The sequence below is a fragment of the Streptomyces sp. NPDC050264 genome, from assembly GCF_040655895.1.
Lineage (GTDB): Bacteria > Actinomycetota > Actinomycetes > Streptomycetales > Streptomycetaceae > Streptomyces.
On sequence record NZ_JBFAKV010000026.1, the window covers coordinates 13579 to 37809 of the forward strand.

A 24231-nucleotide genomic window follows, 5' to 3' on the forward strand; every position below is an offset into this window, starting at 1 on the left:
GCTCCACTTGTCGGGCGTCACGCGGATGATCGACTTGCCCTGCTTGAGCATGGCCTCGCGGGCCCCTTTCTTTTGCGTCGCTCGCGCTGCTGCGCAGGCTTCGTGACGCTGTGCCGGACTCCGCCCGGCGTATGGGCGGGGGCCCGAAGTCCTGACGTCAGTCCTGCTCGGCGAGGTGGGCCGGGAATCCGCCGGTGGCGATCGGGCTCCACTTGTCGGGCGTCACGCGGATGATCGACTTGCCCTGCTTGAGCATGGCCTCCCGGTATTCGTCCCAGTCCGGGTGCTCGCCCGAGATGTTCCGGAAGTACTCGACCAGCGGCTCGACCGAGTCGGGGGAGTCGAGGACCTCGGCGGTGCCGTCGACCTGGACCCAGGGGCCGTTCCACTCGTCGCTGAGGACCAGCACGCTCACGCGCGCGTTCCGCTTGGCGTTGCGCGTCTTGGCGCGCTCGGGGTAGGTGGAGACGACGATCCGCCCCGAGTCGTCGACCCCGCAGGTCAGCGGTGAGGCCTGCGGGGACCCGTCCGCGCGGGCGGTGATCAGGAGGGCGCGGTGGCGGGGGCGTACGAAGTCGAGCAACTCGTCGAGGGGCACACGGGTGTTGGTCGCGATGTTCGGAGCCATGCGGCCCAGCCTATGCCGCGCCCCACCCGCGCGCCGTTCACAGCTCGCGGGCCTGCAGCGCCTCCACGAGGTTGTCGTGCATGGGCACGTCCCGCCGGGCCTGGGTGAGGGTCAGTACCCGCCGTACCGGGCCGTCCTCGGGGACCGCCATCCTCATGGGGGCGTCGTAGCGCACCGACAGATAGCGGCGCAGTTCGAGGAGGAGCCGTACGCCCTGCGAGTCGAGGAACTCGGTGCCGGTCAGATCGAGGATGAACTCGCGGCGCCGGTCACCCCGCTCGTCCGCCACGGCGAGCGCTTCGGCGAGCAGGACCGGCGCGTTGCTCAGGTCGATCTCGCGCGGAAACGTGATGAGGGTGCAGTCGGCGATGTCGACGGGTGCCAGATGGACGGGTGTGGGCACAGTGGCTCACCTGCCAGACCGGTGCTGGTTGATCGGTCGGTGGACGATGAGCCGCTTCCTGACCCGTTCCCATTGCACCACTGATGAGGGTCCCACCACAGCCCTCCTTGCCAACTCCACGTTGCGTTAAGGAAAGGGCTAGAGTTCTGTACGTCCTGCGCTCGCAGTCGGGAATGTGCTGCGGAGCTCTCCCCGCGCATGTCCAAAAGGGCATGCTCGCTGAAGAGGTTCGTGGTGGTTGCGCCAAGTTTTCCCGAAGTGCCGTTCTCCGCTGCCGATTTTCGGCTGGCCGAGGCGCTTACCGTCGCCGCACGTCAGTTGCACGAGCAGGGCAGCCCCCAGGCCGCCCTCCGTACCGCCGCACGTCTCGCCGTCCACCTCGTCCCGGGCGTCGACCACGCCGGCATCGTCACCGTCGGACGCGACCTCGTACCCGATTCGGTGACCTGGAGCGACGACGTGGCACGCAGCGCCCAGGCGCTCACCGGGATGCCCGGCCACCGCGCGTTCTGGGAACGGCTGTGGGAGGAGCCCGTCGCCGCACTCGCGGACACCGCCGCCCGGAGCGGGGCGGGTTCCGGCCTGTCCGCGCTGGGCGTGCGCTCCGTGCTCGCGCTGAGGCTGCGCATCGACCGGAACCGGCTGACGGCGCTCGTGCTGTACGGCGGCAAGCCGGGCGGCCACGACGAGGCGAGCCTGCGCGTCGGCCGGCTGCTCGCCGCGCACGTCTCCGTCGCGCACGACTCCGCCACCGTGCAGGAACAGCTCACGGAGGCGATGCGCACCCGGGACCTCATCGGGCAGGCCACCGGGCTGCTCATGGCGCGCGAGAGGGTCGACGCGGCCGAGGCTTTCACCCACCTCGTACGGGCCTCGCAGCAGCAGAACATCAAGCTCAGGGAGCTGGCGCAGCGGTATGTGGACGCCGCGGCGCCGTCCCGCGACGCGTGAGCACGCGTTTGCGGGACATCTGTAGGGAATGAACAGTCCTGCCGAGACCCCAGCCGGACGCAGCGACCGCCCCGACCCGCGGACGACGCTGGACACGGGAGCGCTCTACCGGGCGCTGGCCGAGAGCGACGGTCTCGACGGATTTCTGCAGGAACTCACCGAGCGCGCCGCGAACGTGGTGCGGCCCGGCGCGTGCAGCGTCACCCTGCACCGTGCCCACCGGCTGCGCACCGTCGCGGCCAGCGAGGGGCTGGTGAGCTGGCTCGACCACCTCCAGTACGAGGCGGACACGGGGCCGTGCGTGACGGCGGCCCGCGAGTGCGAGGAGCAGCACGCGCCCGACATGGGGGCCGAGCAACGCTGGGCGCCGTTCCCCGCCGAGGCCCGGGACCGTGGCGTGCGCTCCATGCTGGCCCTGCCGCTCACCCTGGACCACGGCGTCTACGGCGCCCTCAACTTCTACGCCGGCGAGCGCCACGCCTTCGAGGGCCGGCGCGAGAGTGCCCGCCGGCTCGCCGCGCAGGCCTCAGGCGCGGTGGCCGTGGCGCTGCGGATCGAGCGCGAGCGCGAGATCGGCTCCGACCTGCGCGCCGCGATGCTCTCGCGCAGCGTCATCGACCAGGCCATCGGCATCGTGATGACGCAGCGCCGGTGCTCCGCGGACACCGCGCTCGGGCTGCTGCGCCGCCGCTCCCAGGACGAGAACGTCAAACTCCGGGAGCTGTGCGTCCGGCTGGTGACCCTGGTCGGCGGCGCACCGCCGCGCCAGGAGGTCTTCACCGAACGCCTGCCCGGCTGATCCTTCGGAAGGCCGCTAGACCTGCGGCAGGGCGTCGCCCTGGACCGCCTGGATGTCCAGCTCCACCTTCAGCGTCGCGCCGATCGCCGCGATGCCGGCCTGCACGACCTGGTTGTAGTTCATGGCGAAGTCCTCGCGCTTCAGCTCGGCCGTCGCCTTGAACGCCGCGCGGGTGCCGCCCCACGGGTCGGCGCCGGTGCCCAGGTAGCTCAGGTCGAGGTCGACCTGGCGGACGACGCCGTGCAGGCTGAGCTCACCGTGGACCGTCCAGCGGTCCGGGCCCGCCGGGCTCAGAGCGGTGGACCTGTAGGTGATCTCGGGGTGCGTCTCGACGTCCAGGAAGTCCGGCGACTTCAGGTGGCCGTCGCGCATGCCGTTGCCGGTGTCGATGGACGCGGCCTTGATCACGGCCTCGACGCGGGACTTCTCCACGTCCTGCGCGATGTCGACGCGGGCGGTGAAGTCGGTGAACCGGCCGTGCACGCTGGTGATCCCCAGGTGCTGCGCGGTCGCCGCCACGGCGGAGTGCGCCGGGTCGACCGTCCACGGTCCGGGCGGCGGCAGTTCGGCGCCGCCCTGCCGGGCGAGCACCACGGAGCCCACCTCGGCGCGGCCGGTCGCCGTGACCAGCGCGGTGGAGGCCGCGGGGGCGTACCCGACGGCGGTCACGATCACGGTGTAGGGCCCGGGGGTGAGGGTGGTCGCGTCGTGCACGGCCCCCTCGTCGTCGGCCTCGGCCCGCAGCACCTGCGAGCCCGTCATGTCGGTCACCGTGACGACGGCGTGCGGCAGGGCCCAGCCGTCCCGCGTACGGATCCGCGCACTCAGTCCCATCAGTCACAACTCCTAGCTCAAGTTCTCACACACGTAAGGGAATTGGGTTACCCCCGAACGCGAACGGGCCCCGGCCCGTGACGTCTGCGGCCGTCCCCTGCCGTTAACGACGCCACCGGGTCCGGGGCCCATTTCCCACAACCGGCCCGGGAGGCTCACGTCTCCGCTCGAAGCGCGAGCCGCCCGGTCCGGGGCCTTGAAGGGACTGCGCGACCTACTCGCCGGGGTGCGAGAGCTCGATGTCGTGGCCGTCGACGCCACTGCCCTGCACGCTCAGGTGCGTGGCCACCGGCGGGTATCCGGTCGCGATGACCGTGTACTCGCCGCCGTCCAGGTCGGTGAAGGCGTACGCGCCGTCCTCACCGGTCGTGGACGTCGCGACGACGTTGCCCGCGGCGTCGATCAGCGTGACCCGCGCGTCGTTCAGCGAACGGCCCGCGGCGCGCACGGTGCCCTGCACCTGGGAGCCGGAGTTCAGGTCGATCTCGACGCGGGTGACACCCGTGCCGCCGACCTCGACGGGCAGCGCCAGCGGACGGTGTCCGGCCGCGTTCACCGCGACGGTCACCGGACCGGGCACCAGCTCGGCGAAGGTGAACTCGCCCTCCTGACCGGAGAGCCCGGTGGCGAGCACGTCACCGCGCACGTCGGTCACGATGACCATGGCGCCGATGACCGGGGCCTTGGTCTCCGCGGCCCGGACGAGGCCGCTCAGGCCGCTCGTGCCGCTGAGCAGGATGTCGTACGTGACCGGTTCCTCGCCGACGATCACCGTGGAGGCCTGCGGCTGGTAGCCGTCGGCCGAGGCGATCAGGACGTAGGAGCCGGCGCCGGGGGCGTCGACCCCGTAGGAGCCGTCGCCCTGGGCCACGGCGCGGCCCAGCTGCCGTCCCCCGAGGGAGATCAGCGTGACCGCGGCGCGCGGGACCGGGGCGGACTCGGCGCCGCGGACGAAGCCGCGGACCGGGACGCCGCTGCCGGGCGACTGCGCCGGGGTGTCACCGGCGACGGACGCGACGGCGGCGATGCGCTGGGTCCGGGTGTCGGCGGCGGGCTCACCCGCGCCGACCATGCTCGGCACCTTCTGCGGCTCGGTGACAGGGGTGGCGGGAGCGCCGGAAGCGGCCGCCTCGGCTTCCTTGGCCTGGTCCAGGCCGCCCGACGTACGCAGCGGAACCTCCTTGATGAACAGCGTGGCGATGAGGGCGAGCAGCGCGATCGGCGCGGCGATCAGGAAGACGTCGGCGATGCCGTGCCCGTACGAGCTCTCCATGATGGTGCGCAGCGGCTCGGGGAGCTTGGCGAGGTCCGGGATGGCGCCGCCGCCGGTGCCGGCGTGGCCCAGGGCGGCACCCTTGGGACCGAGGTCGGCGAGGCCGTCCGTGACGTAGTGCGTGATCCGCGTGGACATGATCGAACCGAGCGCCGAGACACCCATCGCGCCACCGAGGGAGCGGAAGAAGGTGACCGTGGAGCTGGCCGAGCCGATGTCCTGCGGGGCGACCTGGTTCTGCGTGCAGAGCACGAGGTTCTGCATCATCATGCCGATGCCGAGACCCATGAGGGCCATGTAGATCGCGACGTGCCAGTAGACGGTGTCGTAGCGGATCGTGCCGAGCAGGCCGAGGCCCGCCGTGATGAGCACGCCGCCGGAGACCAGCCACGCCTTCCACTTGCCGGTCTTGGTGATGACCTGGCCCGCGACGGTCGACGAGATGAACAGGCCGCCGATCATCGGGATCGTCATGACACCGGACATCGTCGGCGACTTGCCGCGCGCCAGCTGGAAGTACTGCGAGAAGAACACGGTGCCCGTGAACATCGCGACACCCACGAAGAGCGAGGCGATCGAGGCGAGCGTGATGGTGCGGTTGCGGAAGAGCCGCAGCGGGATGATCGGCTCGGCGGCCTTGGCCTCCACGAGGAGGAAGATCAGGGCGAGCACGACCGCGCCGCCCACCATCGCGCCGGTCTGCCACGACATCCAGTTGTACTTGTCGTCGGCGAAGGTCACCCACAGGAGCAGGGTGCAGACCGCGGCGGTGATGAAGAAGGCACCGGCCCAGTCGACCTTGACGTTGTCGCGCTTGACCGTCGGGAGCTTCAGCGTCTTCTGCAGGACGATGAGCGCGATGATCGCGAACGGTACGCCGACGTAGAAGCACCAGCGCCAGCCCAGCCACGAGGTGTCGGTGATGACACCGCCGAGCAGCGGGCCGCCGACGGTGGCGACGGCGAAGGTCGCACCGAGGTAGCCGGAGTAACGGCCCCGCTCACGCGGGGAGATCATCGCGGCCATGACGATCTGGGCGAGGGCGGACAGACCGCCGACGCCGATGCCCTGGACCACGCGGCAGGCGATCAGCATGCTGGGGCTCTGCGAGAGCCCCGCCACGACCGAGCCGCCCACGTAGACGATCAGGGCTATCTGGACGAGCGCCTTCTTGCTGAAGATGTCGGCGAGCTTGCCCCACAGGGGCGTGGTCGCGGTCATCGCGAGCAGCGAGGCGGTGACGACCCAGGTGTAGGCGGACTGGCCGCCGCCGAGGTCGCCGACGATCTCGGGCAGGGCGTTGGTGACGATCGTCGACGACAGGATCGCGACGAACATGCCGAGCAGCAGCCCGGACAGCGCCTCCATGATCTGCCGGTGCGTCATCGGAGCGCCGGCGTCGGGGGCGGCGCCTCCGTGCTTGGCGGCATGGCTGCCCCGCACACCGGACGGTGTGGATGTTGCCATGGGATTCCTTTTCTTACGGTTACGCGGGTGTACGGGTGGTCTGTGCTGACGCCGGGGTCTGCGCGGCGACGGCGAACGGTGCACGGGACGCCGTCGTCCGGCAGTCCCCGAAGCTGTCGCGCAGCCGCGTCATGAGGGCGATCAACTGGTTGACCTCGTCGTCGGACCAGTCGCTCAGCCGTTCGGCGAGCAGCTCGGTCGTCCGGACGTTGAGGTCTTCCATCCGCTCGTGCCCCTCGGCGGTGAGGGTGAGAATGCGCGAACGCTTGTCGGCGGGGTCAGGGCGTCGCTCGATCCAGCCGCGGTCGGCGGTGTGGGCCACGTGGCGGCTCGCCACGGACATGTCGACCGCGAGAAGCTCGGCCAGCCTGCTCATCCGCATGTCGCCGTAGCGCTTGAGAAGCGTGAGGACGGCGGCCGAGCCGGCCGGGCAGTCGGGGGGCAGGATGCGTGCCATATCCCTTTTGACGGCGCCGAAGGCACTGAGCTGACGGGCCAGCTCGTCGTAATGACGCTGTGCGGCCACAGCACCTCCTGACAAGAATCTTATTCGTTGCTTAGGGCAACCATAGAAGCAGTTGGTTGCCGCAGGCAAACTAAAAGGGGCGTTCAACCCTAAAATCACGGCAAAGCCAGGGTGTGGCTGGGTAAAATTGCAGCTCAAGTGACCTGTGGGCGGACTGTGGCGCCCATCGCGCCGATTCGCTAGGGTCCTGCCCCATGGCTAACAACCCCCAGGGCCCGAACTCCGAAGGCAACTACGACCCCGCGGGCAGCACCCAGATGTTCCGCGCCTTCGTCGACGACGGCGGCACTCCCACTCCGCGCGCGCAGGCGGCTCCGGTGAAGTCCGGCCCCGGCGCCGGGGTGATCATCGGCATCGTGGTCGCGGTCGTCGTGATCGCGGCGGTGGCGTGGCTGGCGCTCAAGTAGCGCGTACGCGGCTGTAGCCGCGGCGTTCGCCGCCGCGGCCGCTACGTCCAGTCGACGGAGACGTCACGGGTCTCGACGTGCATCCCGAGCGGGACGCGCCAGGACTCGACGCACACGGTCCAGGTCTTCTTCTTCTCCTCCCCGGCCCCGAGGGGCACGGGGAGCTTCTCGGTGGACTCGACGGTCGCCCAGTCGATCCCGAGCGCTCCGATGATGTGCGTCCCGAACGTCACCGTCCCCGAACGCACCGCGCTGCCACCGGAGTTGCGCAACACCAGTGTCACGTCCTGGCACCAGCGCCTGTCGGTGTCCTTGAGGACGGGCTCGCCCACCTTGAGGGCGGCGGGCTCCGCTGGGGCGGGCGCCGAGCTGCTGCCGGGCGCCGAACTTCCGGGAGTGGTGGGCGAGTTGTTCCCCGCGTCGCTCCCGGTATCGCTGCCGGTTCCGGGTTTGGTGCCGGTGCGGCTCTCCGTACGGGTGTCCCCGGGTGATGGTCCGCCGCCGGACGCTCCAGGCCCTGGTGCACCTCCCGCGGCGGACGCCGACCCCTTCGCACCCGGTGACGCGGAGCCTACGGGCGGCTGTCGGGAGGACGACTCCGGCCCGGCCGGGTCCAGCGGCACGAGCCGCACCTTTCCGGTGGGTGCGACGCTCGGCCCGCGCTCGCCGGGCGATCCGCCGGCGGCTCCCACGGCGACGTACCCGGCCGGCCCGTCGCTCCCGCCGAAAGCGACGACGGCGCCCGCGCAGAGACAGACCACGGCGACGGAGGCGGTCCCTACGACCGCCCCACGACGCTCTCGCACCCACGTCCGTACCATCGCGCCAGTGTGTCTGACGGACCGTCAATTAGGAACCCGTGTGCGTCAGTCCGCGATCAGGCCCTCGCGCAGCTGTGCCAGCGTCCGGGTCAGCAGCCGGGAGACGTGCATCTGCGAGATGCCGACCTCCTCGCCGATCTGCGACTGCGTCATGTTCGCGAAGAATCGGAGCATGATGATCCGGCGCTCGCGCGGCGGCAGTTTGGCCAGCAGCGGCTTGAGCGACTCCCGGTACTCGACGCCTTCGAGCGCCGTGTCCTCGTAGCCGAGCCGGTCCGCGAGCGAGCCCTCGCCGCCGTCGTCCTCGGGGGCCGGGGAGTCCAGCGAGGACGCGGTGTACGCGTTCCCCACCGCGAGGCCGTCGACCACGTCCTCCTCCGAAACGCCCAGCACCACGGCGAGTTCGGGGACGGTGGGCGAACGGTCCAGCTTCTGCGCGAGCTCGTCGGAGGCCTTGGTCAGGGCGAGCCGCAGCTCCTGCAGGCGCCGCGGCACCCGCACCGACCAGGACGTGTCCCGGAAGAACCGTTTGATCTCGCCCACCACCGTGGGCATCGCGAACGTCGGGAACTCGACGCCGCGCTCGCAGTCGAACCGGTCGATCGCCTTGATCAGCCCGATCGTGCCGACCTGGACGATGTCCTCCATCGGCTCGTTCCGGCTGCGGAAGCGCGCGGCCGCGTACCGCACGAGCGGCAGGTTCAACTCGATGAGGGTGTCGCGGACATAGGGCCGCTCGGGGCTGTGCTCGTCGAGCGCGGCGAGGCGCAGGAACAAGGAGCGGGACAGGGTGCGGGTGTCGATGGCCCCGGACGACACGGTCGACACCGGCGGCGCGGCCGGCACGGGCGGTGCCGGGAGCGCGGCCGCCTCGGGGGTCCCCGGCGGCTGCGCCGGAACGGAGGCCGGAACAGGCGGGTCGATCAGCACGGCGGTCGTGGACGCGTGTGCGCCATCGGACGCGCCGGGCGTGAGCGTGAGCACCTTCGAGCTGCCCTGGTCTGCGGACATGCCACCCCCTTGAGGTCGCGGACGGTCGCGGTGGGCGCTCCCGTCATTTAGAAGCGCAACCTCCACCTGAATACCGGACGTGGGGCTGCGCCAAACGCTCTTCCAGCAGAATGTCACATGTCGGCAACGCGCTGTAGTGACATGTCGACATGGAAGGGGCGAATCACCGCAGGATGCAGGGGGTGTGGCCAAAGTGGACAGGGATTCTGCCGGTAAATCCCCGCGGAGTCGGTCTACCCGTTCCAGCTACGCTTCGATCCTGTTTGCGGATCGAAGTCGGGCGAAGCTGCGGGCGAGGAGTCTTGACACGTGCATCTGGGAGACACCCAGTTCGGCACTGATCTGAGACTGCGTCAAGTTGCTGTAGTAGCGCAGCAGCAGGATCCGCTGCTCCCGCTCGGGCAGCTGGACCAGGAGGTGCCGGACGAGATCGCGGTGCTCCACACCGTCCAGTTCGGGATCCTCGAAGCCGAGCCGGTCGAGCAGGCCGGGCATTCCGTCGCCCTCCTGCGCGGCCTCCAGGGATGTCGCGTGGTACGAGCGCCCGGCCTCGATGCAGGCGAGCACCTCGTCCTCGCCGATGCGCAGCCGCTCGGCGATCTCGGCGGTCGTGGGGGAGCGCCCGAAGGCGGTGGTCAGGTCCTCGCTCGCGGCGTTCACCTGCACCCACAGCTCGTGCAGCCGGCGCGGCACGTGCACGGTCCGCACGTTGTCGCGGAAGTACCGCTTGATCTCGCCCACGACGGTCGGCATGGCGAAGGTCGGGAACTGCACCCCGCGGTCCGGGTCGAACCGGTCGATGGCGTTGATGAGCCCGATGGTTCCGACCTGGACGACGTCCTCCATGGGCTCGTTGCGGCTGCGGAAGCGGGCCGCCGCGTACCGCACGAGCGGCAGGTTCGCCTCGATCAGCGCGCCGCGCACCCGGGAGTGCTCGGGGCTGCCCGGGACGAGGTCCTTCAGCTGGGCGAAGAGGACCTGTGTGAGGGCCCGGGTGTCGGCACCGCGAGTGCTCTTCGCGGGCGGTGCCTGAGGCGCAGTACTGGCCGGCACGGTCAACCCCACCTCGTTTCCGTCAACTCATCGGTCAAAAGCGGTCATAGCATCACAAGACATGTGCACTGTGTGCAAGCACCGTATAACTACGTGTTGAAGGGCAAGTTGGGACAGTTGGGTACAAGGGCATGAAAAAGCCCCTCACTGTTCCGGTGAGGGGCCGTTTGGTCGTACGGCTGGTGGCGGTCCTACGGCTGGTGGCGGTCCTACGGTTCCGGCGGCCGGCTCAGAACTCGTAGTCGGCGATGACCCACGTGGCGAACTCCCGCCACAGCGCCACGCCCGCCTGGTGCGCGGGGTGTTCGATGTACCGCTTCAGGGCGTCGGTGTCCTCGACCGCCGAGTTGATCGCGAAGTCGTACGCGATGGGGCGGTCGGTGATGTTCCAGTCGCACTCCCAGAACGTCAGCTCGGGGATCCGGGCGCCCAGCGCGCGGAACGCCTCGACGCCCTCGACGACGCGCGGTTCGGTACGGCTCACACCGTCGTTGAGCTTGAAGAGGACCAGATGGCGGATCACGGCTGTGCTCTCCCTCAGAGGGCTCGGGGCCAGGGACTACTTGCCGCCGTTGGCGACCCAGGTCATGAAGTCGCCCACGGACTGCGCGGCGGACGAGACTCCTTCGAACCCTATCTGGACATAGTCGGCTGCCTTGGCAGGGTCGGTGATGACCACATACAGCACGAAGACGACCACGACGAACAGACCAATTTTCTTCGGCTGCACTATGTTCGGCCTCCCCATGCCCGCGCCTGCGCCACTCTGTTCCCCTTGTGGCCCCTGTTGCCGGGCGCGAGTCTACTCGGCTGTCCGTTCATCTGACCTTTAAGGACCAACGGCCCGTGCGCGCAGGTCCTTTGCCGTCCGCGAGCTGTGAAGAAGTGGCGCAGGATGGGTGGTGAGCCCGGAGGATCCGGCAGGAATCCGAAGGGCAGGACGGCCCCCGACTGCGGGGTTCGCGCCGCTCGCTTCCCCCTGACGCGGCGCGCACTTACGGGAGTCCGTCCTCATCGGGGGAAGCGGCTTGTCCCCCCGATGCCGCTTCCCCCGGCCCCTGGCACGGAGCAGCACGAAGGGCCCGGTTCATCAGAACCGGGCCCTTCGTCCACCTGCGGTAGCGGAGGGATTTGAACCCTCGGTGAGTTTCCCCACACTCGCTTTCGAGGCGAGCTCCTTCGGCCGCTCGGACACGCTACCGAGACAGATCCTAGCCCAAGGTGGGCCGTGGTCTGAAATCCGTATCTCTGAAGAAGCGGGTGAGGGGTTCCGCGCACTCCTCGGCGAGCACGCCGGAGATCACCTCGGGCCGGTGGTTGAGGCGCCGGTCGCGGATCACGTCCCACAGGGAGCCGGCCGCGCCGGCCTTGTCGTCGCGGGCTCCGTAGACGACGCGGTCGAGGCGGGACTGGACGGCGGCGCCCGCGCACATGGTGCACGGCTCCAGGGTGACGACGAGCGTGCAGCCGGTCAGCCGCCACTCCCCGAGCACCTGCGCCGCCCGCCGGATCGCCAGTACCTCGGCGTGCGCGGTGGGGTCGCCGGTCAGCTCGCGCTCGTTGTGCGCGGTCGCGAGCACGGACGTCCCGTCCGGCGCCAGGAGCACGGCGCCGACGGGCACGTCGCCGTCCACCGCGGCGAGCCCGGCCTCGGCCAGGGCCTGCCGCATGGACGGCTTCCAGGGGTCTCGTACGGGGTCGGGTTCGAGTACGGGGTCGGGTTCGGGGGGTGTCACGGCCAGGAATCTATCCCTGCCCGCTCAGCGCACCGTCTCGAGCACCTCCGCGGCGCCCAGCGCGTCCGCGATCTCGCTCAGCGCGTCCGCGCCGCCCAGGGCGAGCAGTTCCTTCTCGGGGATGCCCAGGTCGGCGAGGATCCCGGTGTCCCCGATCGGCCCGGCCGGCACGATCTCGGCGGGCGTGCCGTCGCCCCCTTCTCCCTCCTCGTCGTCGTCGGCCGCCGCCGATTCGCCGTCCTCCGTACCGTCCAGGTCGAGGGCGTCGAGATCATCGGCGGCGTCCGGATCCTTGCCGAGCAGCTCGTCGGTGAGCAGGATCTCGCCGTAGCTGCTGCGGGCGGCGGCTGCGGCGTCCGAGATGTAGATGCGAGGGTCCTCCTCGCCGTCCACCCGGACGACGCCGAACCACGCGTCCTCCTGTTCGATGAAGACGAGGACCGTGTCGTCCTCGGCGCCGGCCTCGGCCAACGCCTCGCGGGCCAGGTCGGACAGGTCCGACAGGGTCTCCACGTCGTCGAGCTCTGTGTCGCTCGCTTCCCACCCGTCTTCGGTGCGCGCGAGCAGTGCGGCGAAGTACACCGTGACTCTCCCACTGGTCTCAGGTGCCGGTCGGGGGTCCCCCCGGCGGAGTCTTGGAGGCGGGGAGTGCAGTTCAAGCCCCGCCCACTGGGAATCGTGGCAGAAAGTGCGGCTCCAAGAGAGGTCTTCCGCGCGCTGTGTTCGCGTCGCGTCGCCCACGCGAGTGTCCTGTGTGAGGCGCGTCACCTGTATGTCACCCGGGTGTCACCAGCGAAACGTGCGCATCCGCATCTGCCGACGCATCCGCGCGGCCCGCGCGCGGCGCGGCTGGACGCGGGCCCGCAGCTCGCGCGCCTCGGTCAGCTCGCGCAGGAACACGGCCCGGCGGCGCCTGCGTTCGGCGTCCGACTCCATGGGCTGCCCCGGCTCCGGGCCCCTGTCGGGCCGTTCTCGGCGCTCCTGGTCGGGCATCGCCTCACCACCACCCCGGTTCCTCGCCCCAGTCCCTCGCCGCGGACGAGCTCTCTCCACTTTCCCCCCGTCACGGCCCTTGATGCCACCGCGCGAGGGAGCCCGGGCCGCGGGCCCCGGATACTGTTGGGACCATGCGGATCCACGTCGTCGACCACCCTCTGGTGGCGCACAAACTCACCACGCTGCGCGACCGGCGCACCGACTCCCCGACCTTCCGGCGGCTCGCCGACGAGCTGGTCACCCTGCTCGCGTACGAGGCCACGCGGGACGTGCGCACCGAGCAGGTCGACATCGACACCCCCGTGTCGCGGACGACCGGCGTGAAGCTGTCGTACCCGCGGCCGCTCGTGGTGCCGATCCTGCGCGCGGGCCTCGGCATGCTGGACGGCATGGTCCGCCTGCTGCCGACCGCCGAGGTGGGCTTCCTCGGCATGGTGCGCGACGAGGAGACGCTGCAGGCGTCCACGTACGCGACGCGTATGCCCGACGATCTCTCCGGGCGCCAGGTCTACGTCCTCGACCCGATGCTCGCCACGGGCGGCACGCTCGTCGCGGCGATCCAGGAGCTCATCAAGCGCGGCGCGGACGATGTCACCGCCGTGGTGCTCCTCGCCGCGCCGGAGGGCGTCGAGATCATGGAGCGGGAGCTGGCGGGGACGCCGGTGACCGTGGTGACCGCCTCGGTCGACGAGCGGCTCAACGAGAACGGCTACATCGTGCCGGGCCTCGGCGACGCGGGCGACCGGATGTACGGCGCCGCCGAATAGCAGCACCGCCAGAAGCTACGGACAAGCCGCGGTCGCGTCCGCTCAAGAGGTGAGCGGACGCGACCGCGGCTTTTTCTCCGCGTCGGCTTTTTTCTCTACGTCTATGCGCAGGTCGGCGATGCGGAGGGCGCCGGCTTCGGGTGGGTCAGGGCGGCCAGCGCCTTGTCGGCGGCCGGTTTGGCCGTCAGGGCCTTGAAACCGGTGCCGATGATCAGGTCGACCTCGGCGGGCTCGGCGCGGCCGTCCGTCTTCTGCTCGGCGTCCTTCAGCTGCGTACCGAGCACCGGCATCGCCGCACTGGTCGCCGCCTTCGCGCCCAGGAGTATCCCGGGGCCCTTGACCTTCTTGTCGTACGCCTTCGTCGCGTTGCCCACGTCGCCGATCTTGAAGCCGCGCTTCTTCAGCTCGTCGGCGGTCTCCTTGGCCAGGCCGCCTCGGGCCGTGGCGTTCAGGACGTTCACCTTGACCTGGCCGGGGGCGGGGAGCTTCGCGCTCGCGGGGCCCGTGGCGGCCGGTGACGCGCTCGCGCGCTTCTTGCAGTCGGAGGAGCCGGGTCCCGCGGCCGTGGCCTTGTCGCCGCCCGTGAAGACGTCGACGAGCTGGAACGATCCCCAGCCGATCAGGCCGATCGCGGCGACGGACGCGATGACGGCGAGCACGATCCTGCTGCGCGGGCGACCGCGACGCATCCGGGGGTATTTGTCCCCCGTGATGCGGTACTTGCCGCCCATGCCGGGGGGAGTGAGCATGCTCATGGGCGCAGCGTAGTGCCGCGTGGCGGCGATGCCTATTAAATGATCACGGTCCGGCGCCCAGGCCAACCCAAAAGGGCCAATGCGGACCTGAGGCCGCGTCAGCCCAGTTCGAGCACGCGGGCGTGCAGCACCTGGCGCTGCTGGAGCGCGGCGCGGACGGCGCGGTGCAGGCCGTCCTCCAGGTACAGGTCGCCCTGCCACTTCACGACGTGCGCGAAGAGGTCGCCGTAGAACGTGGAGTCCTCGGCGAGCAGCGTTTCGAGGTCGAGCTGGCCCTTGGTCGTCACCAGCTGATCGAGGCGGACCGGGCGCGGCGCGACATCCGCCCACTGCCGGGTGCTTTCCCGGCCGTGGTCGGGGTACGGCCGGCCGTTTCCGATGCGCTTGAAGATCACACGGAAAGCCTACCGGGCGAGGCTCTCCGGGCGCAGCCATGGAGACGCAGTACGACTCTGTGAAATACCGCCTCGAAGTGGGGCGAATTAGTGTGCCCCACTTCGGGGACAGGGGCCGGAAATGAGTGACGGCGGGCCGATGGAGGGCGGGTCGGCGAGCGGGACGGGCTCGTCCGGGTGGACGCAGGCGCCACGTTGACGGGCACCGGCGCGCCCCCGGCCCGCCCTCTCCTCAGCGACCGTTCCTGTGGTCCTGCGGGGCCGGAGGTGTCCGGTGGTTCTTCACCGGAGGCCCGGCGGCCTTGTCCGCTCGGGCGTCACGCGCCGCTTCCGCGCGCAGCAGGGCGCGCAACAGCGCGTAAGGGTCCTTGGGCATGAGGGGTGGTGTCCTTCCGAAGTCGTGCGTCGGTACGTGACGGGTCCGGGGCCGGAGGCCGTCAGCAGCGCAGGACGACGGTGCGCAGGGCGCGGTGGGACTGGCGTGCGGGGTGATCGGTGGTGTCGGGGCCGGGCGGGGCCGCCGGGAGCCGGCGGCGCGGTCGCGGGGCCGTGGGCAGCCGCGTGGCGTGGCCCGTCGGGAGGCGGAGGGCCGCCTCGGGGACGTCCTGGTGGAGCTCGCCGGGGGCGCCCGAGGCCGCGGCGGCCGGGGGCGGGGCCGAAGCCTCCGCGGGGGCCGCGGCCGGCGGTGCGACCAGCAGGGCCAGCAGGGCGAGCAGCAGTACGAGCGCGCGGGCCGCCCGGGCTCGGGCGGGGTGGCCCGGGCCCACGGCGGACGTGGCGACGCTCATACGACGTCTTGTCCCCCGGGCCCGCCCCTGACGTGCGCTCCGGGCCGTCAGATCCGCCCTCTTGGGCTACGGAACGATCAGCGCGTTGACGAAAGACGGCTACCTGGCCTTTTCCGTCCTGCCTGCCGGGGCTGCCTTGGTTGCTCCGGCTGCTTTGGCTGCTTTGGCGGCCGCCTTCATCTCCTGCTTGTGCGCGCGGACCTTCGTGAGGGACTCCGGCCCGGTGATGTCGGCGACGGAGCGGTACGCCTTCGGCTCGCCGTACGCGCCCGCGGCCTCGCGCCAGCCCTCGGGCCGCACCCCGAGCTGTTTGCCGAGCAGGGCGAGGAAGATCTGGGCCTTCTGCTTGCCGAAGCCGGGCAGGTCGTTCAGCCGCCCGAGGAGTTCCCTGCCGCTGCCGGCCCCGTCCCACACCGCGCTCGCGTCACCGTCGTACCGCTCGACCAGGTACTGGCACAGCTGCTGGACGCGCTTGGCCATCGAGCCGGGGTAGCGGTGCACCGCAGGCTTCGTGGAGAGCAGGGCGGCGAAGGCCTCGGGGTCGTGGGCGGCGATCTCGTGCGCGTCCAGGTCGTCGGCGCCGAGCCGGTCGGCGATCGTGCGCGGCCCGGCGAACGCCCACTCCATGGGCACCTGCTGGTCGAGCAGCATCCCCACGAGCGCGGCGAGCGGACTGCGCCCGAGCAGTTCGTCGGCGGCGGGTTCCTGCGCGAGGTGGAGGGTGACGTCCATACGTCGATGATCGTGCCGTGGCGGAATGACTGCTACCGGGCCCGGGTGTGAATGCGCCTGTGGGTTAGGGTCCCCTAATCAATTGTGTGGACTAAGTGGAGGACGCGTGACCATCGGTGGCGTAGCGGACTTCGAAGTCTTCCGGGACGCGTGGGGAGTGCCGCATCTGCGGGCGGGCGACGCCTCGGCGCTCGCGTACGCGCAGGGATATGTGACCGCCGTCGACCGTGCCTGGCAGATCGAGGTCGAGCGGCACCGGACGCTCGGCACGTCGGCCGGGCTCCTCGGGGCGCAGGCGCTGGGCTGGGACCGGTTCGCGCGGCAGGCGCGGCTCGCGGACACCGCGCGCCGCTGCCACGAGGCCCTGGACGAGGAGACCCGGGCGTGGGTGGGCGCGTACGCCGACGGGGTCAATCACGGGCTCCGGCAGCCGGTCCCCGAGGCGCCGGAGTTCGCCCGTGTCGGGGTGGCGCCGGGGCATTGGGAGCCGTGGACGCCGCTCGGGGTGTGGCTGTCGACGCATGTGCTGTTCGCCGGTTTCCCGGCGAAGTTGTGGCGGGACGAGGTCGTGCGGCGGCTCGGGGCGGATGCCGTCGGGCTGTTCGCCACCGACGGGCCCGCGACCTCGGGCAGCAACGGCTGGCTCGTCGACGGGCAGCGCGGTGCGGGCGGCGGCGCGCTGATCGCAGGGGACCCGCACCGGTTCATCGAGGACCCGGGCGTATATCAGCAAGTACGGCTCGCCTGCCCGGAGTTCGACGTCGTCGGGCTCGCCGTGCCGGGGGTGCCGGGCATCGGGCACTTCGGCCACGCGGGCTCGGTCGCGTGGGCCATCACCAACGCCATGGCCGACTACCAGGACCTGTACCGGGAGCGGTTGCGGCGTGCGGAGGGCGGGGGCGTGGAGGCCCTCGGGCCCGACGGATGGCGGGCGGCCCACGCAGAGGTGCAGGACGGCGTCGAGGTCATCGAGACCGAGCGCGGTGTCGTCGTCATCGGCGGCCCCGACGAGGGCGAGGGCATCAGCCTGCGGCAGCCCGCCCGCGTCCACGCCGACCTGGGGTTCGGCGCGCTGCCCGCGCTGCTGCGGGCCCGCACCGTCGCCGACGTCGACCGTGCCTTCGACCGCTGGGCCGAGCCGGTCAACGTCGTGCTCGCCGCCGACACCGAGGGCGGCCTCCTGCACCGGGTCGCGGGCACCGTCCCCGTGCGCGACCCGGAGAACACGCTGCGCGTGGTGCCCGCCTGGGAGGAGCGGTACGCGTGGCGCGGCACGCACGAGCCCATGCCGCGCGCCGACGTGGACGGGATCGCCGTCATGGCCAACGAGCGGTCCCTCGCCGGTCCACTCGGAACCGAGTTCGCGCCGCCGCACCGGGCGCGCCGCATCCGCGAGCTGCTCGGGGAGCGGGAGACGTGGCGCGCCGAGGACATGGGCGTCGTCCACACCGACACCGAACTCGCCTCGGCCAGGCCCCTGTTGGCGCTCGTCGAACGGCTCGACGGGTTGTCCCCGGAGGCGGCCGGGCTGCGGGAGCGCCTGCTGAACTGGGACCGGCGCATGGTGGCGGGCAGTGTGCGGGCGGCCGCGTACGCGCGGGTGCGGTCCCGGGTCGTACGGCTGCTGGCCCGGCACGAACTGTTCGCTCCGCTGGCGCACCTCGCCCCCGCCTACCCGGAGGTGTTCCGGCCGTGGCTCGCGCTCGTGCCGCGGATCGCGTTCGGCCTGGAGAACCTGCTGACCAGCGAGCGGCTGCCGGACGAGGAGCGGCTCGCCATCGTCCGCGAGGCGGTCGAGGAGGCCGCCGGCGACCCCGACGTCACCTGGGGCGAACTGCACCGGCTCGCCCCCTGGCAGGCGCTCCCGGACCCCGGCACCGTCTGGCCGGCCCTCGACGGCGATCATGACTGCGTGCTGTCCACGTCGAGCGTGCCGGGGCTGACCGACCTCAGCGTGCGGGGGCCCGCCGCCCGCTATGTGTGGGACCTCGCCCGGCGCGAGGACAGCCGCTGGGTCGTGCCGCTCGGCGCGTCCGGGGTGCCGGGTTCCGCGCACCACCGGGATCAGCTGCCGCTGTGGCTGCGCGGTGAACTCGCCCCGGTGACCACCGACTTCGACCTTCTCATCCAGGAGATCCACGTGACCGAAGCGACGCCCCAAGGGACGCTCGAAGCGACGTCCGCCGAGTTCGCCGAGTACGAGCAGAGCGTCGACGGGTTCGGGACCTTCCGGCTCGCGCGGCTCGACCCCGCGGGCGCCGACATCGACGTACTGCACGGGTGGGTGAGCGAGGAGCGTGCCCGGTTCTGGGGGATGACGGGCCTCGGCCGGGACGACGTACGCGGCATCTACGCGCACATGGACTCCCTCGACACGCATCACGCGTACCTCGTCCGCCTCGACGGCACTCCCGTAGCGCTCTTCCAGACGTACGAGCCCGAGGCCGACCGGGTCAGCGAGTGCTACGAGGTGCGGGACGGGGACCTCGGCGTCCACCTGCTGATCGGCCCCGCCGGACCCGGAGGCGCCGTGCACGGGTTCACCGAAGCGCTGGTGGGCCTGCTCGTCTCGTACGGCATCGACGGCCTGGGCAGGAAGCGGCTTGTCGTCGAGCCGGACGCCCGCAATGACAAGGCGATCGCGCTGTTCCACCGCGGCGGGTTCGAACTCGCCGACGAGATCCTGCTCCCGGAGATCGACCTGCCCGACGTGTATCTGGCGGAGAAGCGCGCGCAACTCGCGTTCTACAGCCGGTAGCGCAAGCCGGTGGCGCAAGCCGGTGGTGGACGCCCGGGAGGGGCCTCACGAGCGGACGATCAGCAGGACCGACGCCGTGACGCCGACCGTGAAGATGACGCCCCGCATCGCGGCCGGCGGCAGCCGTCGGCCGACCCGGGCGCCGATCAGCCCGCCGGCCGTGGAGCCCGCCGCGATCAGCGCCGCCACCGTCCAGTCGACGTCGGCGACGGCGATGAAGACGACGGCGGCGACCCCGTTGACCAGCGACGCGAGGACGTTCTTGGCGGCGTTCAGACGCTGCAGGTCGTCGCGGAGCACCGCACCGAACATGCCCATCAGCAGCACGCCCTGGGCCGCGCCGAAGTAGCCGCCGTAGACGCCGGTGCCGAGGACGCCGAGCCACATGGGGGCGCCGCCGTCGGTGCGCGAGCCGGCGCCCCGCCGGTTCCTCGTCCAGCGGTTCAGGCGCGGCTGGAGCAGGACCAGCACGCAGGCGGTCAGGATCAGGACGGGCACGATGGCGCGGAACGCGGCGTCCGGCAGCCGCAGCAGGAGTACGGCGCCGACGAAGCCGCCGAGCAGGGAGGCGGCGCCGAAACGGATCAACCGGCGGCGCTGGCCGCGCAGTTCGCGCCGGTAGCCGTACGCGGCGCTGAGCACGCCCGGCACCAGGCCGACGTTGTTGGAGACGTTCGCGAGGACCGGCGGGTAGCCGAAGGCGAGCAGCGTCGGGAACGTGATCAGGGTGCCCGAACCGACCACCGCGTTCATCCCGCCCGCGGCGATCCCGGCGGCGCCGATCGCCACCGCTTCCACTACGTCCACGAGGCGCCCTCCGTGCCGGGATGAAGGGGCGGGCCTCAACGGGTCGGCACCCGCCAGGAGTTCGCGACCTCCGTGACGGGTTGCCGCCCTGGGCCGTCCCGCTGATGATCGTGCTCCCGCCCCGTACCCAAGTCAATCCTCGGGTTCTCTTGCACATACCCAAGCTGTAGCTTGGGTTGGGTGACCCTCGACGACCTCCGCGTCTTCGTCGCCGTCTGCCGCGCCGGCAGCCTCAGCGCCGTCGCACGCGAACTGTCCTGCACGCAGTCCGCGGTCAGCCAGCACGTCAAACGGCTGGAGAAGGAAGTCGGCATCGGCCTGCTGGAACGGCACGCGCGCGGCGTCGTCCCCACCCCCGCCGGCCGCATTCTGCGCGCCGCGGCGGCCGACGGCATCGGCGCCCTCGACCACGCGGTGCGCCGCCTCGGCGACCTGGCGCGCGGCGAGAGCGGCTCGGTGCGGGTGACGACGGGCGCCACGTCCGTGCGCCACTTCATGGCGGCGGCGATCGTCGAGTTCCGCCGGACGCATCCCCAGGTCAGCCTCGAATTCCAGACCGTCAGCTCAAGCCGCGGCTGCTTCGAGGCGCTGGCCGCGCACGACCTCGACCTGGCGTGGATCACGATGGGGGCGCCCGAGCGCGGCATAGAACTGCGGCCCGTGGTCGAACTCCCCTGGGTCCTGGCAGTACGCGAGGACGACGCCCTGGCCGCGAAGCCCTTCGCCGAACCCGCCGACCTGAAGGCATCGGCATCGGCCCAGCTGATCCTCCCGCCCGAGCATTCCACGTCCCGCGCCCACCTCGACGACAGCTTCGCCGAACTCGGCCTCGCGAACGGCCCCGCCGCCGGCACCGGCATCGCCGACTGGGACACCGCCGTACACCTGGCCGAACTGGGCCTCGGCCACGCCGTCGTCCCCGACCTGCCGGGCCTGCGTCACCCCGGGCACCCCGGCCTCACGCTCCTCCCGGTCCCCTGCCTGCCCCCGCTCCAGGTCGGCTGGGCGGTCCGCCGCTGGTCCGCCCTGTCCCCGCCGGCCAGGGCCTTCGCGGACACCGTGGGCCGCAGCTGCCCGGGCCGCCGAGCCCCCTGAACCGGTCCCCCGGCGCCGGTGAACCGATCGGCTGAACGCCGCGTCGCGCCCGGCGGCCACCCGGGCCACGCTGAGTCCATGACCACCACGTACGACCTCACCGTCCTGGCCGACGACCACCTGGCCGCCGCCCACCGCTCCGCACACGGCCGCAGCGCCGAACTCCTCGTCCGCGAGGACCCCCTGCGCCAGAGCGTCATCGCGCTGACCGAGGGCAGCGCCCTGGAGGAACACAACGCCCCGCCGTCCGCCACCCTCCTCATCCTGCGCGGCCGCGTCCGCCTGACCGCGGTCTCCGGCGACATCACCCTCACCCAGGGCGAACTCCACGCGATCCCGCCGGAACGCCACGGGCTCGTGGCGCTGACGGACGCGGTGGTCCTGTTGACGGCGGTCACGGCCTGACCGGATCGTGTTCCCGTCTCTCCGGGTACTGCGTGAAGGGAGTGCGGGCCGATGGCGTCGTACGAGGAAGTCTTCCGGGCGAGTACCGAGGACCCCGAGGGGTTCTGGCTCGGGGTCGCCGGTGGGGTCGACTGGGATGTGGCTCCCACGCGGGCTCTCGACGCGTCGCGGGCGCCGTTCTACCGGTGGTTTCCGGACGGTCAGCTGAACGTGTGCCACAACGCGCTCGACCGGCACGTGGCGGCGGGGCGCGGGGCGCAGGCGGCGCTGGTGTACGACTCGCCCGTCACCGGTACGCAACGGACGTACACCTATGCGGAGTTGACGGAGGACGTCGCCGCTTTCGCCGGGGTGCTCGTCGGGCTCGGGGTGGGGCGCGGGGACCGGGTCGTCGTCTATATGCCGATGGTGCCGGAGGCCGTCGTCGCGATGCTGGCCTGTGCGCGGATCGGGGCGGTGCACTCCGTGGTGTTCGGCGGGTTCGCGGCGCCCGAGCTGGCGGTGCGGATCGACGACGCGACGCCGAAGGTCGTCGTCTCGGCGTCCTGCGGGATCGAGGGCGCGCGGGTGGTCCCGTACAAGCCGTTGCTCGACCGGGCTGTCGAGCTGGCCGGGCACAAGCCCGACGCGTGCGTGATCCTGCAACGGCCCGAGGCACGGGCCGAGTTGGGGGAGCGGGATCTGGACTGGGTGGAGGCGGTGCGGGCGGCGAGTCCGGCGGCGCCCGTTCCCGTGGCCGCCACCGATCCGCTCTACATCCTCTATACGTCGGGAACCACCGGAAAGCCCAAGGGAGTTGTGCGCGACTGCGGCGGGTACGCCGTCGCGCTGCGCTGGACCATGGAGGCGGTGTACGACGTCGGGCCCGGCGAGGTGATGTTCACCGCGTCCGACGTGGGCTGGGTCGTCGGCCACTCGTACATCGTGTACGGGCCGCTCCTGGCCGGCGCCACGACCGTCCTGTACGAGGGGAAGCCGGTGGGGACGCCGGACGCGGGGCAGTTCTGGCGGGTGGCCGCCGAGTACGGGGTGAAGGCGCTGTTCACGGCGCCGACCGCGTTCCGCGCGATCAAGAAGGCCGACCCGCAAGGGGAGTTGGCCCGGCACCATGACCTGAGCGGCCTCGCGTACCTCTTCCTCGCCGGGGAGCGGCTCGACCCGGAGACGTACCACTGGGCGAGCGACCTGCTGCGGATCCCCGTCGTCGACCACTGGTGGCAGACCGAGACGGGGTGGCCGATCGTCGCCAATCCGATGGGGATCGAGGCCGCGCCCACGAAACCGGGTTCTCCCACCTTCCCGCTGCCCGGCTGGGACGTACGCGTCCTCGACGCGGGCGGAAAGCCGGCGGCCGCCGGGGAGGACGGCGCGATCGTGGTGAAGCTGCCCATGCCGCCCGGGGCGCTGCCCACCCTCTGGAACGACGACGAGCGGTTCGTCGCCTCCTACCTGTCCGCCTACGACGGGTTCTATCTGACCGGCGACGGCGGGCACATCGACGACGACGGCTATGTCTACGTGATGGGGCGGACCGACGACGTCATCAACGTCGCGGGACACCGCCTCTCCACCGGCAGCATGGAGGAGGTCCTCGCCGCCCACCCCGCTGTCGCCGAATGCGCCGTCATCGGCGTGGCGGACCCGCTCAAGGGTCAAGTGCCGCGCGGCTACGTCGTGTTGAAGGCGGGCGTCGGAACGGAACCGGGCGTCGTCGAAGCCGAGCTCGTCCGCCTCGTACGGGACCGGATCGGAGCCGTCGCCTCGCTCAGGGACGTCGCCGTGGTCGCCGCGCTGCCGAAGACCCGGTCGGGGAAGATCCTGCGCCGCACCATGCGCGGCATCGCCGACGGGCTCGACGAACCGGTGCCGTCGACCGTCGACGACGCGCGTGTGCTGGACGCGTTGCGGCCGGTGCTCACACGGTCACCTGAGCCGCGCTCACTTGGAGAGCAGTGAGCGGATCGCGGCGCGGTCGAGGTTCGTCAGGCCGCGCACCAGCTTCGGGGTGAGGAAGACGAGGACCAACCCGATCGCGGAGACCGCGGCGATCTGGGCGGGCGACTCGATGTAGTACGCGTGGTGCACGCCCGCGTCGGTCGTGAAGTCGTAGACGCGGTAGCCGGGCCAGTCCAGGTACCGGTGGAACACCCAGGAGTACGCCGGGAAGAGCGCCACCGCCCACCCCGTGAGCAGGAACGTGACCGACACGACGAAGGACAGCACCCGCCACGGGAACATCACCGTGTGGAACAACAGCGCCTTCCAGCCGGCGGCGTCCTTGAGCCGACCGCGCAGCCCGGGCGCCGGGGCCTCGGGGGCGGGCACGTCCAGGCCGAGGAGGGCGCGGGCCCGGCCGCGTTCGGCGGCGCCGAGCGCGCGGGAGCCGGCCAGCATGCCCGCGAGCACCGGAAGCCCGATCCAGAGGACGAGCGTGCTCGTGCCCACGGCGAACATCGTCACGGCGAAGACGAACCCGGCGATCGCCACGGGCAGAGAAGTGATCGTGTGCCCGATCTCGCGGTAGGTGGAACGGTCGAAGGGCCCGCGCCAGAAGGCGGTGGCGGGCGGGGCGGTGCGGCGGATTTCGCGGTGGGTGCCCGCGTAGGGGAGCGTCGTCGAACTCGTCGAGGTCATGAACCCAGCCTCGCGGCCGCACGGCGCCGGGGACATGGGGGGACTTGGTGTCTTGGGGGTGGGGTTAACCCCCGCCCTGCGTTGTCGATCCCGTCAAATCAAGCCCGCCCGGCAACCCCAGCCCGTCCGGCAGACGCAAGCACGTCCGGCAGGTTCGAGCGCCTCCGGTAGACGTAAGCGCGTCCGGCAG

General features: G+C 71.4%; 28 protein-coding genes and 1 tRNA gene. 8 read left to right on the forward strand and 21 right to left on the reverse strand.

Annotation, left to right across the window (positions count from 1 at the left end):
• Nucleotides 1-157: 157 nt before the first annotated feature.
• Both AB0J02_RS34815 and AB0J02_RS34820 read right to left on the reverse strand, forming a co-directional pair.
• Entirely contained in the window at nucleotides 158-628 is a 471-nt protein-coding gene (locus tag AB0J02_RS34815; protein ID WP_363197846.1) for a PPOX class F420-dependent oxidoreductase, read from the reverse strand.
• 37 nt (nucleotides 629-665) lie between these two features.
• Nucleotides 666-1031: an STAS domain-containing protein gene (locus AB0J02_RS34820; RefSeq protein ID WP_363197847.1), complete on the reverse strand. Its 366-nt coding sequence runs from the start codon at nucleotides 1029-1031 to the stop codon at nucleotides 666-668.
• 258 nt (nucleotides 1032-1289) lie between these two features.
• Here AB0J02_RS34820 and AB0J02_RS34825 point away from each other — a divergent pair, with 258 nt between their 5' ends.
• Both AB0J02_RS34825 and AB0J02_RS34830 read left to right on the forward strand, forming a co-directional pair.
• Nucleotides 1290-1982, forward strand: a complete 693-nt coding sequence (locus tag AB0J02_RS34825; protein ID WP_363197848.1) for an ANTAR domain-containing protein — start codon at nucleotides 1290-1292, stop codon at nucleotides 1980-1982.
• Nucleotides 1983-2010: 28 nt separating this feature from the next.
• On the forward strand, nucleotides 2011-2781 hold the full coding sequence (locus tag AB0J02_RS34830; RefSeq protein ID WP_363197849.1) for a GAF and ANTAR domain-containing protein: 771 nt from the start codon (nucleotides 2011-2013) through the stop codon (nucleotides 2779-2781).
• A 15-nt stretch (nucleotides 2782-2796) separates the two neighbouring features.
• Here AB0J02_RS34830 and AB0J02_RS34835 read toward each other — a convergent pair whose 3' ends face one another.
• The 3 genes from AB0J02_RS34835 to AB0J02_RS34845 form a co-directional block, all read right to left on the reverse strand.
• A complete protein-coding gene (locus tag AB0J02_RS34835) occupies nucleotides 2797-3615 on the reverse strand; it encodes a YceI family protein (RefSeq protein ID WP_363197850.1) in 819 nt (272 codons plus the stop codon).
• Between the two features lie 214 nt (nucleotides 3616-3829).
• A complete protein-coding gene (locus AB0J02_RS34840) occupies nucleotides 3830-6355 on the reverse strand; it encodes an MFS transporter (RefSeq protein ID WP_363197851.1) in 2526 nt (841 codons plus the stop codon).
• A 19-nt stretch (nucleotides 6356-6374) separates the two neighbouring features.
• Nucleotides 6375-6881, reverse strand: a complete 507-nt coding sequence (locus AB0J02_RS34845; protein WP_363197852.1) for a MarR family transcriptional regulator — start codon at nucleotides 6879-6881, stop codon at nucleotides 6375-6377.
• Between the two features lie 194 nt (nucleotides 6882-7075).
• Here AB0J02_RS34845 and AB0J02_RS34850 point away from each other — a divergent pair, with 194 nt between their 5' ends.
• Nucleotides 7076-7288, forward strand: coding sequence for a hypothetical protein (locus AB0J02_RS34850; protein WP_363197853.1), 213 nt, complete (start codon nucleotides 7076-7078; stop codon nucleotides 7286-7288).
• A gap of 41 nt (nucleotides 7289-7329) precedes the next feature.
• Here the strand turns inward: AB0J02_RS34850 and AB0J02_RS34855 are convergent, their stop codons facing one another.
• The 9 genes from AB0J02_RS34855 to AB0J02_RS34895 all read right to left on the reverse strand — a co-directional run bounded on the left by AB0J02_RS34855 (nucleotide 7330) and on the right by AB0J02_RS34895 (nucleotide 12902).
• Complete coding sequence (locus tag AB0J02_RS34855) at nucleotides 7330-8094, reverse strand: hypothetical protein (protein ID WP_363197854.1); 765 nt, start codon at nucleotides 8092-8094, stop codon at nucleotides 7330-7332.
• A gap of 60 nt (nucleotides 8095-8154) precedes the next feature.
• Nucleotides 8155-9120, reverse strand: coding sequence for an RNA polymerase sigma factor SigF (locus AB0J02_RS34860; RefSeq protein WP_363197855.1), 966 nt, complete (start codon nucleotides 9118-9120; stop codon nucleotides 8155-8157).
• A gap of 246 nt (nucleotides 9121-9366) precedes the next feature.
• Nucleotides 9367-10185, reverse strand: coding sequence for an RNA polymerase sigma factor SigF (locus AB0J02_RS34865; RefSeq protein WP_363197856.1), 819 nt, complete (start codon nucleotides 10183-10185; stop codon nucleotides 9367-9369).
• A 217-nt stretch (nucleotides 10186-10402) separates the two neighbouring features.
• Complete coding sequence (locus AB0J02_RS34870) at nucleotides 10403-10696, reverse strand: Dabb family protein (RefSeq protein ID WP_363197857.1); 294 nt, start codon at nucleotides 10694-10696, stop codon at nucleotides 10403-10405.
• Nucleotides 10697-10732: 36 nt separating this feature from the next.
• Nucleotides 10733-10921: a hypothetical protein gene (locus AB0J02_RS34875; RefSeq protein WP_363197858.1), complete on the reverse strand. Its 189-nt coding sequence runs from the start codon at nucleotides 10919-10921 to the stop codon at nucleotides 10733-10735.
• Nucleotides 10922-11289: 368 nt separating this feature from the next.
• A tRNA-Ser gene (locus tag AB0J02_RS34880) sits at nucleotides 11290-11374 on the reverse strand.
• A gap of 10 nt (nucleotides 11375-11384) precedes the next feature.
• Nucleotides 11385-11843, reverse strand: a complete 459-nt coding sequence (gene tadA / locus AB0J02_RS34885; protein ID WP_363197949.1) for a tRNA adenosine(34) deaminase TadA — start codon at nucleotides 11841-11843, stop codon at nucleotides 11385-11387.
• Nucleotides 11844-11933: 90 nt separating this feature from the next.
• Nucleotides 11934-12491 (reverse strand): hypothetical protein, encoded by a 558-nt coding sequence (locus AB0J02_RS34890; protein WP_363197859.1) that lies wholly within the window; start codon nucleotides 12489-12491, stop codon nucleotides 11934-11936.
• Between the two features lie 204 nt (nucleotides 12492-12695).
• Nucleotides 12696-12902, reverse strand: coding sequence for a hypothetical protein (locus tag AB0J02_RS34895; protein WP_363197860.1), 207 nt, complete (start codon nucleotides 12900-12902; stop codon nucleotides 12696-12698).
• 134 nt (nucleotides 12903-13036) lie between these two features.
• Here AB0J02_RS34895 and upp point away from each other — a divergent pair, with 134 nt between their 5' ends.
• Complete coding sequence (gene upp, locus AB0J02_RS34900) at nucleotides 13037-13672, forward strand: uracil phosphoribosyltransferase (protein WP_356489810.1); 636 nt, start codon at nucleotides 13037-13039, stop codon at nucleotides 13670-13672.
• 101 nt (nucleotides 13673-13773) lie between these two features.
• On the opposite strand, the gene AB0J02_RS34905 is transcribed toward upp, so the two are convergent.
• From AB0J02_RS34905 to AB0J02_RS34925, 5 genes are all read right to left on the reverse strand, one after another.
• Complete coding sequence (locus AB0J02_RS34905) at nucleotides 13774-14427, reverse strand: LytR C-terminal domain-containing protein (RefSeq protein ID WP_363197861.1); 654 nt, start codon at nucleotides 14425-14427, stop codon at nucleotides 13774-13776.
• A gap of 98 nt (nucleotides 14428-14525) precedes the next feature.
• Nucleotides 14526-14822: a type II toxin-antitoxin system VapB family antitoxin gene (locus AB0J02_RS34910; RefSeq protein ID WP_003955420.1), complete on the reverse strand. Its 297-nt coding sequence runs from the start codon at nucleotides 14820-14822 to the stop codon at nucleotides 14526-14528.
• A 232-nt stretch (nucleotides 14823-15054) separates the two neighbouring features.
• Nucleotides 15055-15198, reverse strand: a complete 144-nt coding sequence (locus AB0J02_RS34915) for a hypothetical protein (RefSeq protein ID WP_363197862.1) — start codon at nucleotides 15196-15198, stop codon at nucleotides 15055-15057.
• 61 nt (nucleotides 15199-15259) lie between these two features.
• On the reverse strand, nucleotides 15260-15610 hold the full coding sequence (locus AB0J02_RS34920) for a hypothetical protein (RefSeq protein WP_363197863.1): 351 nt from the start codon (nucleotides 15608-15610) through the stop codon (nucleotides 15260-15262).
• Nucleotides 15611-15709: 99 nt separating this feature from the next.
• Nucleotides 15710-16342: an HhH-GPD-type base excision DNA repair protein gene (locus AB0J02_RS34925; protein WP_363197864.1), complete on the reverse strand. Its 633-nt coding sequence runs from the start codon at nucleotides 16340-16342 to the stop codon at nucleotides 15710-15712.
• 106 nt (nucleotides 16343-16448) lie between these two features.
• On the opposite strand from AB0J02_RS34925, the gene AB0J02_RS34930 reads away from it, so the two are divergent.
• Entirely contained in the window at nucleotides 16449-19100 is a 2652-nt protein-coding gene (locus AB0J02_RS34930; RefSeq protein ID WP_363197865.1) for a GNAT family N-acetyltransferase, read from the forward strand.
• Nucleotides 19101-19145: 45 nt separating this feature from the next.
• Here the strand turns inward: AB0J02_RS34930 and AB0J02_RS34935 are convergent, their stop codons facing one another.
• On the reverse strand, nucleotides 19146-19907 hold the full coding sequence (locus AB0J02_RS34935; RefSeq protein ID WP_363197866.1) for a sulfite exporter TauE/SafE family protein: 762 nt from the start codon (nucleotides 19905-19907) through the stop codon (nucleotides 19146-19148).
• A gap of 180 nt (nucleotides 19908-20087) precedes the next feature.
• Between AB0J02_RS34935 and AB0J02_RS34940 the strand changes: the two genes are divergently transcribed.
• The 3 genes from AB0J02_RS34940 (at nucleotide 20088) to AB0J02_RS34950 (ending at nucleotide 23363) form a co-directional block, all read left to right on the forward strand.
• Nucleotides 20088-21002: a LysR family transcriptional regulator gene (locus tag AB0J02_RS34940; protein ID WP_363197867.1), complete on the forward strand. Its 915-nt coding sequence runs from the start codon at nucleotides 20088-20090 to the stop codon at nucleotides 21000-21002.
• A 78-nt stretch (nucleotides 21003-21080) separates the two neighbouring features.
• Nucleotides 21081-21407 (forward strand): cupin, encoded by a 327-nt coding sequence (locus AB0J02_RS34945; protein WP_363197868.1) that lies wholly within the window; start codon nucleotides 21081-21083, stop codon nucleotides 21405-21407.
• 51 nt (nucleotides 21408-21458) lie between these two features.
• Nucleotides 21459-23363: an AMP-binding protein gene (locus AB0J02_RS34950; protein ID WP_363197869.1), complete on the forward strand. Its 1905-nt coding sequence runs from the start codon at nucleotides 21459-21461 to the stop codon at nucleotides 23361-23363.
• Here AB0J02_RS34950 and AB0J02_RS34955 read toward each other — a convergent pair.
• A complete protein-coding gene (locus AB0J02_RS34955; protein ID WP_363197870.1) occupies nucleotides 23346-24041 on the reverse strand; it encodes a sensor domain-containing protein in 696 nt (231 codons plus the stop codon). The two genes, AB0J02_RS34950 and AB0J02_RS34955, sit on opposite strands and share 18 nt — an antisense overlap.
• Between the last annotated feature and the right edge of the window lie 190 nt (nucleotides 24042-24231).